Annotated in this window: 6 protein-coding genes; 2 read left to right on the top strand and 4 right to left on the bottom strand. The window is 61.4% G+C overall.

Going from position 1 to position 14,287, the window contains the following annotated elements; all coding sequences use genetic code 11:
- Window positions 1-12 precede the first annotated feature (12 nt).
- Window positions 13-759, bottom strand: coding sequence for a LuxR family transcriptional regulator (locus ABID16_RS19085; RefSeq protein WP_354557948.1), 747 nt, complete (start codon window positions 757-759; stop codon window positions 13-15).
- Window positions 760-1,375: 616 nt separating this feature from the next.
- On the opposite strand from ABID16_RS19085, the gene ABID16_RS19080 reads away from it, so the two are divergent.
- Window positions 1,376-3,139, top strand: coding sequence for a glucan ABC transporter ATP-binding protein/ permease (locus tag ABID16_RS19080; protein WP_354557947.1), 1,764 nt, complete (start codon window positions 1,376-1,378; stop codon window positions 3,137-3,139).
- A 351-nt stretch (window positions 3,140-3,490) separates the two neighbouring features.
- Here ABID16_RS19080 and ABID16_RS19075 read toward each other — a convergent pair whose 3' ends face one another.
- The 3 genes from ABID16_RS19075 to ABID16_RS19065 form a co-directional block, all read right to left on the bottom strand.
- On the bottom strand, window positions 3,491-11,968 hold the full coding sequence (locus tag ABID16_RS19075) for a glycoside hydrolase family 94 protein (protein WP_354557946.1): 8,478 nt from the start codon (window positions 11,966-11,968) through the stop codon (window positions 3,491-3,493).
- 440 nt (window positions 11,969-12,408) lie between these two features.
- A complete protein-coding gene (locus ABID16_RS19070) occupies window positions 12,409-12,861 on the bottom strand; it encodes a cyclic nucleotide-binding domain-containing protein (protein ID WP_354557945.1) in 453 nt (150 codons plus the stop codon).
- A gap of 16 nt (window positions 12,862-12,877) precedes the next feature.
- On the bottom strand, window positions 12,878-13,561 hold the full coding sequence (locus tag ABID16_RS19065) for a response regulator transcription factor (protein WP_230829976.1): 684 nt from the start codon (window positions 13,559-13,561) through the stop codon (window positions 12,878-12,880).
- Between the two features lie 144 nt (window positions 13,562-13,705).
- On the opposite strand from ABID16_RS19065, the gene ABID16_RS19060 reads away from it, so the two are divergent.
- Window positions 13,706-14,221, top strand: coding sequence for a L,D-transpeptidase family protein (locus tag ABID16_RS19060; RefSeq protein WP_354557944.1), 516 nt, complete (start codon window positions 13,706-13,708; stop codon window positions 14,219-14,221).
- Window positions 14,222-14,287 lie beyond the last annotated feature (66 nt).

The following is a 14,287-nucleotide window of genomic DNA, read 5'->3' as shown; positions in this document are numbered from 1 at the left end:
ACGGACTGCAACTCAGGAGACGAAGCCCTGCCGGAAGGCCAAAGCGACAACGTGCTGGCGATTCTTCGCCTGCAGCTTTTCCTGGATGCCATTCATGTACCAGTCGACGGTATGGCTCGAAAGATTCAGGACCTTTCCGATTTCCTGCGACGTCATTCCCTCGGCCAGGAAGTGCAGAACCTCGAGTTCGCGTCGGGTCAGCTTGATGTCGGAAGATGGTGCCGTCTCGCCGTCGGCACCTTCCGCCTTGGCCCGGAACCGCGACAGTTCCATATACATCAGCTTTGCGACCTGCTCGAAAAGTGAAAGCTCGACAGGCGTCAAATCCACCGTCAGGCCGCCCAATGTCATGTTACCCAGCAGACCCTGCCGGCCATGGATCGGGAAAATATACCCATCGTCAAGTCCGAACCGGGCGGCCTCCTTGAACATCTGGTCCATCCGCCGCTTCTGGGGATCCGATTTGAGAGCCTTTCGCGCATCTTTCCAGCGAAAGGCGCCTGCTGCTCTGCCCAGAAAGCGGATTGTCGGGTCAACCAACACGAAACGGTTGGCTATGTAAGTCTCTGGCCAGCCGGCTGGCCAGCGGCCAGCCAGCACCAGCGTCATCGGGTCCTGATGCGGGCGCGGCTGAATGAGTACGCCATAATATTCGAAACGATATTGTTTCAGAAGATGTTCGAAATCCGCGATCAGGGTCTTTGCGTTTTCGTGTTCCCGTCCCATGACCAGAAACTGGACGATCGCGTTTATGCTCATCTCGGGACCCGCCGATCGACCTTTGAAACAGATACGACCTTCAAGCTATCGAACCTCTGTCGCAGTCGCAGAACTTGCAGCCCCCGGATTGCACATGCCTTGCTGCCACAAGCGGCATAGCGCTTGACACCCGATGCTGGACCTATAGAAAGAAACATATATAAAACTCAATGTCTTAGTGTTTTTATGAACGCTAAATACGGTTGCGTCAAGAACTGGCCTCCGTGATTCTTCATGTATTTCACAACTTAGGCGCGCGATATGTCCGGCACGGATTTGTGAATGCGGAGCCACGTCTCAAACCTGGTTTGCAGTGGCGAAAGCAAGACGGGTGTAGATTTCGAATCGCACAAGAGACGCGAATGATGTACGTGAACAACTCCATCTCATATGTCACGGTGCTTCACTCAGGTTCTGTTCATCTGCGCTGACTATTCTATTGTAGTGCGCAGTTGCTTCTGCGGCGGCATTGGGGTGCGAATACACCCCCGCCATCGTGAACAGGCGCCGGGATAGGCGCTTTGTCGAATAAGTGCTTGAAAAGTCCATTGCTGGCCGGTTTGCGAGATATCGTGCTTCGGTCGGACCGAAAATAAAAGGGAAAGGCAGACGCAACGTGTCGCTTACCAAAGTCTATCTCAGGGCCCTTCGCTATCTTGCTGAAGAGCGCCTGAGAGTTTCGATCGTCGTCATCAGCAATATCGTTCTGGCCCTGGTCGCCATCACGGAGCCGATCCTCTTTGGCCGCATCATCGATGCAATGTCGACGGGGTCCAATTCCATGCCGGTTCTGATCGCCTGGGCGGGGCTCGGCATTTTCAACACGGTGGCTTTCGTTCTCATCGCGCGCGAGGCGGACAGGCTTGCGCATGCGCGTCGATCCGGACTTCTTGCGGAAGCCTTTGCCCGCATCATTTCCATGCCGCTCTCCTGGCACAGCCAGCGCGGAACCTCGAATGTCCTGCACACGCTGCTGCGTGCCACCGAGACCCTGTTCGGTCTGTGGCTGGAATTCATGCGCACGCATCTCTCGACGGCCGTGGCGCTTGTTCTGCTTGTGCCGGCGGCTCTGTCGATGGATGTACGGCTTTCGATCGTGCTCCTGGCTCTGGGCGTTCTCTACTGGCTGACCGGGCAGGTGGTCATGAACCGCACGCGCGAAGGCCAGGCCGCCGTCGAGGAGCATTATCATCAGGTCTTTTCGCATGTCAGCGACACGATCAGCAACGTGCCGGTCCTGCACAGCTACAACCGCATCGAACGCGAAACACAGGCGCTGAAGGAATATACGGGCCGGCTCCTCTCGGCGCAGTTTCCGGTTCTCGACTGGTGGGCGCTTGCGAGCGCGCTGAACCGCATTGCCTCCACCATCTCGATGATGGCCATCCTGATCCTTGGAGCGATCATGGTGAAGAACGGGCAGATCAAGGTTGGGGACGTGATTGCCTTTATCGGCTTCGCCAACCTGCTGATTTCCCGCCTCGACCAGATCAAGGGTTTTGCGAGCCAGATTTTCGAGGCGCGGGCAAAGCTTGAAGAGTTCTACAAGCTTGAGGATTCCGTTCGCGAACGCGAGGAATCGGTGGAGGCGGAAGACCTCGGAAAGGTGGCCGGCAAGGTCGAGTTCCGCCATGTCTCCTTCGATTTTGCCAATACGACGCAGGGTGTCCGTGATGTCTCCTTCACGGTTCAGGCAGGCCAGACGGTGGCCATCGTCGGCCCGACCGGTGCGGGCAAGACGACGCTCATCAACCTTCTGCAGCGGGTCTACGATCCGCAGCAGGGCGAAATCCTGATCGACGGGATGAATATCACCAAGGTCACGCGCAAGTCGCTGCGCCGGGCCATTGCGACCGTGTTCCAGGATTCGGGTCTGTTGAATCGCTCGATCTCCGAGAATATTCGCATTGGCCGCGAAGATGCGACCACCGACGATGTGATCGAGGCCGCCCGCGCTGCGTCTGCCGATGATTTCATCGAAAGCCGTGTCGCCGGTTACGATACGGTGGTCGGTGATCGCGGCAACCGGCTCTCCGGCGGCGAGAGACAGCGTATCGCGCTGGCGCGTGCGATCCTGAAGGACGCACCCATTCTCGTACTGGACGAGGCGACATCTGCGCTCGACGTCGAGACGGAGGCGCGGATCAAGACGGCCATCGACCGGCTTCGCGCCAATCGCACGACCTTCATCATCGCCCACCGTCTCTCGACGGTGCGGGATGCCGATCTGGTCATTTTCCTCGATCATGGGCGGATCGCCGAGCAGGGGTCTTTCGATCACCTGAGCCACAGCAATGGCCGGTTTGCGGCCCTGCTGCGAGCGTCGGGCATTCTGACCGACGATCTGGTCAAGAGTTCAGCGCATCCGGCAGCGGAGTGAACGTCAAACGAGCGTGTCCGGTGGGCTCTGGTTCACCGGACTTCGTTGCCGGGCAGAAACTCCCCAAACTCGCTTTCCAGTGTTGAATACGTCATGAAGAAGTGCCTGCTCTTATCATGGGGGCACACGCAGGAAGCCACAGAGTGCGATCAAACGGATCGCTTTCGTTTTCATTGATACGCTACCTAGGAGAAGGGGACGGGCACTTACCCGCACCGCGCCCCCGAAAGCCGATAGATAAAAAGCCGCCGCATCTGAACAATGCGGCGGCTTTGTCACGTCTAGTCCCAGTCTAAACGTCCAGGACAGTGTCGAAGGAGGGGCATTTGCCCGCCTTCAGATTGTCCGGGCTCAATTCGCCTTTGACGGCGCGCGGCCCTTCTTGCCGCTGACGCTGGTCTCGATCTGGCCCGTGCTACTCCGCGTCGCCTTGACCTCGACCGACCTGCCCGGTAGCTCGATCCGGGCCGTGAAGCCGTTCCAGGCGGCAGGCAGCGCTGGCGTCGAAACCAGATCGTCGCCGTTGCGCTCGATCCCCAGCAGGCCTTCAACGACTGCGCGGTAAATCCAGGCCGCAGAGCCCGTATACCAGCTCCAGCCGCCTTGACCCCGCAAGGCGCCCTCACTGTAGATATCGGCCGCGACCGCGTAGGGCTCGGTCCGATAGCGTTCGGCGCTCTCCCGGTCCATGGCATGGCGGATCGGCAGCAGGCAATCGAGGCACTGCATGGCCTCTTCCGGCCGGCCGGACTTGGCTAGCGCGAGCGCCAGCCATGCGCCGGCATGGGTGTATTGCCCACCGTTTTCACGGATGCCCGGCGGATAGGCGCGGATATAGCCCGGATCCCTATCCGTCGTGGCATAGGGCGGGTTGAAGAGACGCAGGATGCCGCCATCGTGCTCCAGAAGGTTGGCAAGTGCAGCGTCGAGCGCCTGCTTGCTGCGTTCCGGATTGCCCTGGCCTGAGAGCACGCTCCAGGACTGGGCGATCGAGTCGATCCGGTTCTCGTCGCTTTCCGCCGAGCCCAGCGGCGTACCGTCGTCGTAATAGGCACGGCGATAGTAGTGGCCATCCCAGCCGGCGGTTTCGATCGCGTCGCGCAGGCGTTCCAGATGCGTGCGCCAATTGTTGGCGCGGGACTGGTCGCCACGGCTTTCTGCAACGGCGATGAAGCGCGACAGCGTGCCTGCGAGAATCCAGGCGAGCCAGACGCTTTCGCCCCGGCCGGCCACGCCGACGCGGTTCATGCCGTCATTCCAGTCACCGCCGAGGATCAGCGGAAGACCGTGCGGGCCTGTTCTGGAGAGAGCGAGATCAAGTCCGAGAGCCGCGTGCTCATAGATGCTCGCCGTCCGCTCTGACGTCTCAGGCCGGAAGAACGAGTCGTGCACATTTTCTGCCAGAAGCGGGCCCGAGATGAAAGGAACATGTTCATCCAGGATTGCCGTATCGCCGGTTGCGGTCGCGTACTGATCGACCGCATAGGCCAGCCAGACGACGTCGTCGGAGATATGCGTGCGAACGCCCGCGCCATTTTCGGCAAGCCACCAATGCTGGACGTCGCCTTCTACGAACTGACGGCCGGCCGCAGTGACGATCTGGCGGCGCGCGATCGACGGATCGTGGAGCATGAGCGCCAGCGAATCCTGCAACTGGTCGCGGAAGCCGAAGGCGCCGCTGGCCTGATAGAAGGCGGACCGCGCCGTGATGCGGCAGGACAGCATCTGATAGGGCAGCCAGCCGTTCAGCATGTGGTTCAGGGCGCGGTCCGGCGTATCAATGTGGACCTTGCCCAGGAACGTGCTCCAGCGCGTGCGGTTGGCCTCGAGCGCACTGTTGAAGTCGGCAGCGATGGCTTCCGCGGAAAGGATTTCCGCAGCGGCATCGTTGTCGCTGTCACCCAGTATGAAGGTGAATTCGCGCGTGTCGCCCGGCTGCAGGATGATGTCGAGCGCGAGCGCTGCGCAGGGATCTCCATCGTGGCTCATCTGTCCGGAGAGTTCCTTTGCGGCGGTCACCGAGCCCGGCCGGCGAATGTCGCCCCAGCGTCCGATGAATTCGCCGCGCGACGCCGTTGCGCTCGAGACATCCGCATTGACCGCAAAGAAGGCCGTGCGGCCGGAATGCGTGATGCTGTAGGGGTTGGAGGCAAAGAGAACATGGTTGTTCTCCGCTGCCCGGCAGGTGACGAAGGGTGCCGTGCGGTTCGGGTTGTTGCCGAGCATCCATTCGACGTAGCCGTAAATGCGGAAGCTGCGCGAGATCGAGCCCTTGTTGGAGATCGTCAGGCGCGACAGCTTCACCGGCTTGCCGGGAAGAAGGGTCTGGGTCAGTTCGATGCCGACCTGCTCCTGCACGCTGCGGAAGGTCGAGTAGCCGAAACCGTGACGGGTTTCGAACTCGACGGATTCGCGTTCGCTCAAGGCCGCGAAGGGGGTCAGAACCGCACCGCTGTTCAGATCGGCGATGTAGAAGGTCTCGCTCGGCCGGTCGATGACCGGGTCGTTCGACCAGGTCGTCAGCGGATAGTCGCGGGAGTTCTTGCTCCAGGTATAGCCACCGCCTTCAGCCGCGACGTGGAAGCCGAAGTCGTTTTCGGCAATCACGTTGATCCACGGATGCGGCGTCGATTCACCGCCGCGCAGACGGATGACATATTCGTCGCCCTGGGTGGTGAACCCGCCATAGCCGTTCCAGAATTCCAGCCCGTCGCCGGAGAGCGTTCCCGCTTCCTTGATGGCCTTGGACCGATAGCGTGGCGCTTCCGGCGGGGCTTCGAGAACGCGGTTTTCGAAGAGCGAGACGGTGCGGGCGATCTGCTCGGAAATCGCGCCGTTGCGGGCATGGAAGACCGCGCGGGAGGAGGCGAGCAGCGAGGCCCAGGTCGCATCGTCCATCAGATCGCGGCGCACCGCGAAAATGTGCTGGCGCGGGCCGTCGGACTGGCCGCGCAGACGGGCGTTTTCGCACATGGAATCCAGCGCGTGCTGCATGTCCTGCGCATAGGAGCTGGCGCGTTCGTTGACGATCACCAGATCGGCGGTGACCCCGCGCGAGCGCAGATATTCCTGCGCACGGAGCGCACCCCAGGCGACGTTCAAGTCGACGTCATCGTTGATGCGCAGCATGAAGATCGGGAAGTCGCCGGAGATCGCCAGCGGCCAGAGCGCAGTCTGCGAGGCGGCCATGGCTTCTGCCGAACCGGCATCCGCGCGCAGCAGCGTTTCCGGATAGACCAGGTAGCGGCCGAGAATCTGGAAGGCGGTCGCCTCCTGCGGCGATGCACCGACATGACGCATCTGCACCTGGCTGCGCGTCCACGAATGAATGTATTCGTGGCCGAAGGCATCCGGATGACGATAACGGTCGATCGCCGCGTCGATCATGTCGCGGTTGGCAGCTGCGATCGTCCAGAAGATGGCACTGACCTTCTTGCCGGCCGGAATGCGGACGACACGGCGCAGTGACAGGATCGGATCGAGCGTATAGCCGTCCGTACCGGAGAGCGTTGCGCCGGCATCGAAGGCCGTTGCGTCGGCAAGCGAACGGCCACGGCCGATGAAGTTGCGGCGGCTCGTCTCGAATTCCGTCGGACGCGTCTCGCCCGTCGGATCGGCGATCAGGTGCGCGATATGCGTGCCCGGATCGTTCGGCGTGCGCTTGTTGCGCCATGCGCGGATGACGTCGCCGCGGCGGCCGATTTCCGTGCGGAGGAACATCTTGGAGAAGAGCGGATGAGCGATATCCGCCTCGTCCGTCGAGATGACCGGTTCCAGATAGGAGGTCAGCTCGATGTGACGATCCTCGGTGCCGAGGTTGGTGATGGTGATGCGTCGGCCTTCGGCGTCGTGCTCGGTGCCGGTGATGACTTCCACATGGCTCATCAGCGTGCCGACGGTCTTGTAGAATTCCGCACGGTCGTCGCCGAAGATAACCTTGTTGACTTCGCCCTTGGCGCGGCGCGGTTCGACGGTGGAGGACCACCATTCGCCACTGTCCATGTCGCGCAGGAAGATGAAGGTGCCGTGGCGATCTTCGGTCGGATCGGGCTTCCAGCGGGCGACTGTCTGGCCGTTCCAGCGCGAATAGCCGGAGCCGCCAGTCGTCAGCATGACCGAGTAGTGGCCGTTCGACAGGAACACCGTCTGGCGATCCTTGACTTCCGGATTGTCGATGGTGCGGATTTCCGGACGCGGCAGGTTGTCGCCGACATTGTTACCGGGCTGGTTGGCCTCGTGCTTGGCGCTCATGACCGGGATTTCACGCGGCGCCTTTTCCTGCAGCAGGAGTTCGGCCGCCTCGATCACCGGATCGGAGTGGAAGAGTTCGCGCAGATGGCCGTTGAAGGCGACGTTGGCGACAGCGGCAATCGACATGCCGTGGTGGTGGGCCATGTAGTTATAGACCACCGCGCAGGTCTGGCCTTCCGGCACACGGGTCGGCGTGAAGTCGACCGCGTCGTGGAAGCCGTAGCGGCCGAGCGCGCCGAGCTTGCGCAGGCGCTGGAGGTTTTCGAAGGACTCCACCGGCGCATACTGGCTCGCCAGTAGCGATGCATAGGGCGCAATGACGGCATTCTGGCCGAGACCGCGCTTCAGACCCAGAGTGGGTACGCCGAAATTGGTGTACTGGTAGGTCAGCTCGTGGTCGCGTGCGTTGAAGGCAGCTTCCGAAATGCCCCACGGAATGCCGCCGAGACGGCGGGCGTGGTTCATCTGTTCCTTGACGACGAGGTTCGACGTCTGGTTCAGGACACCGCCCTGACGTTCCTGCATGACGAGCGGCGGCATGAGATATTCGAACATCGAGCCGGACCAGGAGACCAGCGCACCGCGCGAGCCGACCGGCACGACCTGACGGCCGAGCTTGAACCAGTGTTCCGTCGGGAGATCCCCCTTGGCAACGGCGAAGAGGCTGGTGAGACGGGCTTCCGAGGCCAGAAGGTCGTAGCAGGCCTCGTCGAGTTCGTTCGAGGCGACGCGATAGCCAATGGAGAGCAACCGGCGTTCCGGACGGAACAGGAAGCGGAAGTCCATGGCAAAGGCCAGCGACCGCGTCGTGTCGCGTAGCACTTCTAGGCGCTTGCGCAGCGCATCGATCATGGCGAAGTCGAATTCGCTGTCGGCCACATGGGCCTGGCAGGTGCGCGACAGGGCCGTGGCCCACCAGGCTACCTCGCCGCTCTTTTCCGAGCCGATCTCGTGGTCGAGATTTGCGGAGAGCTTTTCGAGGTCTTCGGCGAGCTCGGCGAGACCCGTGATATGGATCGTCGCGGGCTCGTTTTCGCTGCGGGCTTCGTTCAGAGTCTTCATGAAGCCGACGGTCAATTCCTTGATGCGCTTGCGCAGCGGGCGGACTGTCTTGCGGTCGTCCGGCAGCTCGGCCAGCGATTCCTGGAAGATCATCACAGCATCGGCAATGCCGTCGAGGCTCGATTGCAGATGCGCGGAGGGGGCTTCGGCCCAGTCACGGCATTGCGAGGAGACCGCGATCAGGTGGCCGGCAAGATTGCCGCTGTCGACCGCCGAAATGTATTGCGGACCGAGCGTTTCCAGGGTTTCGGTGTAATACCAGTTGAACAGGTGGCCACGGAACTTCTGCATCCGTTCGAGTGTTGCGACCGTCTGTTCAAGACGGCTGACTGTGTCCTCGAAGCCGATCCAGCCGAAGTCACGGGCGGAAACGACAGAGAGAAGATAGACGCCGATATTGGTCGGCGAGGTTCTGGCCGCGATGACCGGGTTCGGCGTTTCCTGGAAGTTGTCCGGCGGCAGGAAATTCTGCTGCGGTGTGACGAAAGTCTCGAAATAGCGCCAGGTACGGCGCGCGATCAGGCGCAGGCCCTGCACGACATCGGCCGGCGTTTCCAGCCGGTCCTCGGTTTCGGCCGACTGGCTGACGCGCCAGGCGATATAGGGCGAGAGCATCCAGGCAATGCCGAGCGGCAGGCCCGCATAGACGTGGTAGATGCCCTTGGTGCCGGCAAAGCCGAGCGCAAGGGCTGCCAGAACGGGCGCCTGCCACATGGAGCGGTAATAGGCGTGAACGTCGCCCTGCGCGCCGCTCTGGACCTGGGCGGCCGTGCGCCATTCCAGAAGCAGCTTGCCGGAGACGATCGAGCGATAGAGCGCGCGGATGATCGCGTCCGTCATCAGATAGGCGTTGTGCGCGATGAAGGTCGCGCGCAGCGCCACCATGGCGGAGGCCGAGCGGATTTCGTCCTGCAGGCGCTGGAAATGCCCTCGCATGACAATGTCCGTGCGGCGCGGCATGACGATGGAGAGAAGCGACAGCGTCGGCGAGATGGTCAGCGTCAGGATAAGCGCGATCTGCCAGAGAACGGCATACATCGGCGTCATCAGCAGCCAGCCCCAGACGGCGGCCAGCGTCCAGGCAGCGGGCGTCAGCGAGCGGCGCAGGTTGTCGAGCATTTTCCAGCGTGCAAGGCCATTCACGCCCGAGCGCGGATCGAAAATGTAGGGCAGGAGCTGCCAGTCGCCGCGCGCCCAGCGATGCTGGCGCGAGCTTTCGACCTCGTAGCGGGTCGGAAAGTCTTCAACGAGTTCGACATCGGTCACGAGGGCGCAGCGCGACAGCGAGCCTTCGAGAAGGTCGTGGCTGAGAACGCGGTTTTCCTCGATGCGGCCCTTGATGGCGGCTTCGAAGGCGTCGACGTGATAGAGGCCCTTGCCGGTAAACGTGCCTTCGCCCGTCAGGTCCTGATAGACGTCGGACACGGTGAAGACGTAAGGGTCGATGCCGCGATTGGCGGAGAAGATGCGCTGGAAGGCGGATGCTTCCTTGCCGGTGGTCAGCGACGGCGTAACGCGCGGCTGCAGGATGCCATATCCTTGCGTGACGCGACGGGTCTTCGGGTCGATGACCGGCTTGTTGATTGGATGGGCGATCTTGCCGACGAGCTTGGTGACGGCGTCGCGCATCAGGCGCGTATCGGCATCGAGCGTCACGACATATTGAACGCCTTCCGGCACCTGGTTGGCGCCGGTCATGAAGCTCGTGTCGTGGTCGCCGCGCAGCAGCAGGTTCAGTTCGTGCAACTTGCCGCGCTTGCGCTCCCAACCCATCCAGCAGCCTTCTGCCGGATTGTACTGGCGGCGGCGATGCAGCAGCATGAAGCGGTTGCGGCCGTCATAGGCGTAGCGGGCGGCGAGCTTGGCCACTTCGCTCTTGGCATAGTTCAGCACGTCGATATCGGCCTGCGTTTCTTCCTTCTGGGCATCGGCCCAGTCGGAGAGAAGGGCGAAATAGATTTCGCCATGCGGGTTGGCGAGGTAGTGAACCTCGAGATTGCGGACGAGTTCGTCCACCGTGTCACGGCTCGTGATCATGCAGGGGACGACGAGCAGCGTCCGCTCTTCGGCCGGGATGCCGTCCTTGTACTCGTAACCCGTCAGGCGTGACGGGGTCAGGACGAAGGACGAGAGCGTGTTGAAGAGACCGATGGCACCTTCCGAGGAGGGAAGCGCAAAGAGGACGGCAAGCGGCAGAATGTGCTCGTAGGGCACACCGGCATGGGTCAGGAACCAGGCCATGAAGGCCATGACGAGCAGCGTCAGCACACTCACCGGCGCGGCAATTGCCAGCCAGTCGAGCTTGCGCAGCCAGATACGGCCATAATCCAGCACCGAATTGCTGTAGCCAATGGCTTCCTTGAGTTCGCCGATCCGCTTTCCAGCGAGGAATTCGCCTACATTGGCATTGTGGCTACCGGCCAGCTCCATGGCCTTTCCGGCTATTTCGATTTCGCTGAAGCTTGAGCGCTTTGCCAGTTCCTCGACCGTGTCGCGATACTGGTTGCGGGAGCCGAAATCGAGGTCGTGATAATCGGTGCCTTCGCCGAGCAGCTCGTCGACCTTGCTGACGCTTTCGACCCAGACCGGCCATTCGCCGTCATCGATTTCGCGTAGCGAGCGGATGATGCAACTCATCGTCGCATTGCCGGAGGAGAGGCGATTGTGTTCGCTGACGATGACCTCTTCGCCATCGCTGCCGCGCTTTTCCAATTCCGCCTCGAGCCAGGCGATGGCCACGCCGGATGTGTGGCTGCCGTCGCGCAGACGATAGAGGAACTGGGCAGCGAACGTGTTGTCGCGCGCCGGTTCTTCCAGCGTCTTCAGCTTTTCGGCAAGCCGCGCCGGGTCCTTGATGCGCAGAAGCTGATCAGCCTCGTCATTGGCCCACTTGCGCATGCGCCGGGAGTTTTCGACGCGCGTGGAGATGCGGGCGAGGTTTTCGACCAGCACGAAGCGGACCATGGACGGAATGGCCCAAAGCTCGCCGATCGAGAAGGTTTCGAAGGTCTGGAAGCCCTGGACGAGAGCGGTCAGCGTCTCGCGGGAGACGGTGGAATGGGTGTGGGCCACATAGAGCCAGGCGAGCGCCAGCGTGCGCGGGATCTCGACGTTGCCGGCAAGGCGCATCAGGGTGAGTTCGCGATAGTAGCGCTTGGGGAAGTCGCGGCGGACCTCCTGAATGGCCTCTTCGATGATATAGTGGTTGTCCAGCAGCCATTCGGCGGCGGGCGTGATCGAGGCGCCGTTTTCGACGTCGCGCGCAGCGGAGCGATAGACGCGCAGAATCTCGCGTTCGTTTTCCTTGTTGCGCGCAAAGAAGTCGAAGGGCTCGAAGACGGGAAGCGTGTTGATCTCGCCGGTCGCAAGCCGCTCGCCAACCTTGGCAAGCCCGTCAATCGGCAGATAGTCTGCACGAATGGCGTTATTGTGCTCGATCCGCCGGGTCTCGGTTTCCGATTTGATCCGGCGCGGCGTGTTCTGAAGAGTTGTCGTGTCCAAGATAGCTTCCGTCATTGTGCGGCGCTGCCGCTCATTTGCCCGCAAGCCCTTACCGTCTGCAGCCGTCGGAAATAGGGCATCGCGTGGGATACCCGTAGTCGAGCGAATCTGAATGATGGATGAAGAAAAGCAGGACGACGCATAGAAACAACGTCTTATGCCGGTCAGGCGGGCACTCCACCCTCCGGCCATTCTTGCCTGACGTGCAGGCTCCCCCGATTCCGCAGCCACCCGCAAGGGTATTGCAGTTTTGCCGTGATGTAGAAAAATGGCAATTTTGCGCCTAAAAGGCAAGGTGACTTTAAACGTTTAAAAATGGTTAAGCGCTAAGCTTCCGGCATGAGAGTCATGGCAAATATAATGGCGCGAAAATACCGCGGCCGCTTGAGTCAACCCATCGATTTTTTCTTCGGTTGGGAGTGCAAGGCGAAGGGCGCCGCAGAGCCGCTGACCGATCAGGAAAACTTCTGCTCTATCCGGCTCAATTCGCCGATCATGCGGTTGAGATTGTCGCGGATGCGCTGATCGAGAACGACGGCGACCTGCGGGAATTCTTCCATCAGGCGTGAAAAAAGCGAGCGGGTGACCTGCAATACTTCGCAGTCCTCGACCGCGACTGCCGTCAGGCTGCACTCATGCTCACTGATCAGCGCGAGTTCGCACAAAAGCGAGCCCGGACCGGCATCCTCGATCCGCCGGTTTCCCTGCCGGTTCGGCACGGCCAGCCCGATCGTGCCCGACGAGACGACGAAGGCGGTGGAGACACGGGTTCCGGGGGTGAAAAGCGTGTGCCCGCGCGCCAGTTGCCGCTTGTCCGCGCCGAAGGCCAGCAGGCGCAGTTGCTCGTCATTCATGCCCCGAAAGAGCGGCACGCGAGAGAGCAGGTCGATATCGGACTTCAGCGACATAGCGTATTTTGCATCCTTACGGAATGATCTTGTAGCCGCCGTTTTCGGTGACAAGGATTTCGGCGTTGGACGGATCGCGCTCGATCTTCTGGCGCAGGCGATAGACATGGGTTTCGAGCGTATGGGTCGTCACACCCGAATTGTAGCCCCAGACTTCCTCCAGCAGGACATCGCGGGTCACGACCTTCTGGCCGGCGCGATAGAGGTAGCGGATGATCGCCGCTTCCTTTTCCGTGAGGCGAATTTTCTGGCCCGCCTGATCGACGAGAAGCTTCTGGCTGGGCTTGAACGTGTAGGGTCCGACCGTAAAGGTCGCATCTTCGCTCTGTTCGTGCTGGCGCAACTGCGCCCGCATGCGGGCCAGAAGCACGGCGAAGCGGAATGGCTTGGTGACGTAGTCGTTTGCGCCGGCCTCCAGGCCGAGGATCGTATCGGAATCGGTGTCGTGCCCGGTCAGCATGATGATCGGGGCCTTGAAACCGCCGCGACGCAGAAGCTTGACAGCCTCGCGCCCGTCCATATCCGGCAGGCCGACATCCATGATCAGGAGGTCGATCGGATTGTTGCGTGCCGCCTGCACGCCTTTCGTCGCGGTCTTTTCCTGAAGCACGTGGAATTCTTCATAAAGCCCCAGTTGCTCGACCAGCATCTCGCGCAGGTCGTCATCGTCATCCACCAGCAAAATCGTCCGGGTGCCCATTAGCCAAAAGCCCTTGCATCAAACCTGAACAGGTTTCTAAATCATCGGCGCAGAAATGAAAACAATTGCCCAATCGATTTCCAATGCCGCCCGAATAGGCAGATTGTCGATCACGGGCAAGCCAAGAGGTCGTGAAGGGCCGGCATGCAGTCATTGGAAGTCAGACCGTCGGCGCGCAATCACCGGCAGGGGGTTATGAAGATCGGGCCGCTGACCCTGAAGGTCGCGCTCGGGCGCTCAGGCGTTGGCTCGTTCAAACGCGAGGGCGATGGTCATACGCCACGCGGGCCGCTGCGGCTGCTTTACGGGTTCTGGCGCAGCGACAGGATCGCCCGGCCTGTCACGCAGCTACCGATGCTCCCATCGCGAAAGACGATGGTCTGGTGCGATGATCCGAAAAGCCCCACCTATAACCGGCTATCGCGGCTGCCGCTGAAGGAGAGCCACGAAACGATGTGCCGCGCTGACCAGCTCTATGACATTGTTATCGTCATGGACTGGAACGTGTCGTCGCGCCGGCGCGGCGCGGGCTCGGCGATCTTTCTGCATCTGGCCCGTCCGGGCTTCATGCCGACGGAGGGTTGCATAGCGGTGAGGGAGCGCGACATGCGGCGGCTTCTCGCGGTGGCCGATGCCCGAACGGTGATTCACGTGAAATGACGGGTTCCTCTCACCCCGCGAGCCGGGTTAAAGTCGCAATCGAATCGGTTTAAATGAGGGGGATCG

Origin of the sequence: Limnomicrobium aquaticum (genome assembly GCF_040545545.1) — a bacterium.
Classification (GTDB): domain Bacteria; phylum Pseudomonadota; class Alphaproteobacteria; order Rhizobiales; family Rhizobiaceae; genus Ensifer_A; species Ensifer_A aquaticum.
This window is presented reverse-complemented; position numbering and strand designations above follow the sequence as displayed.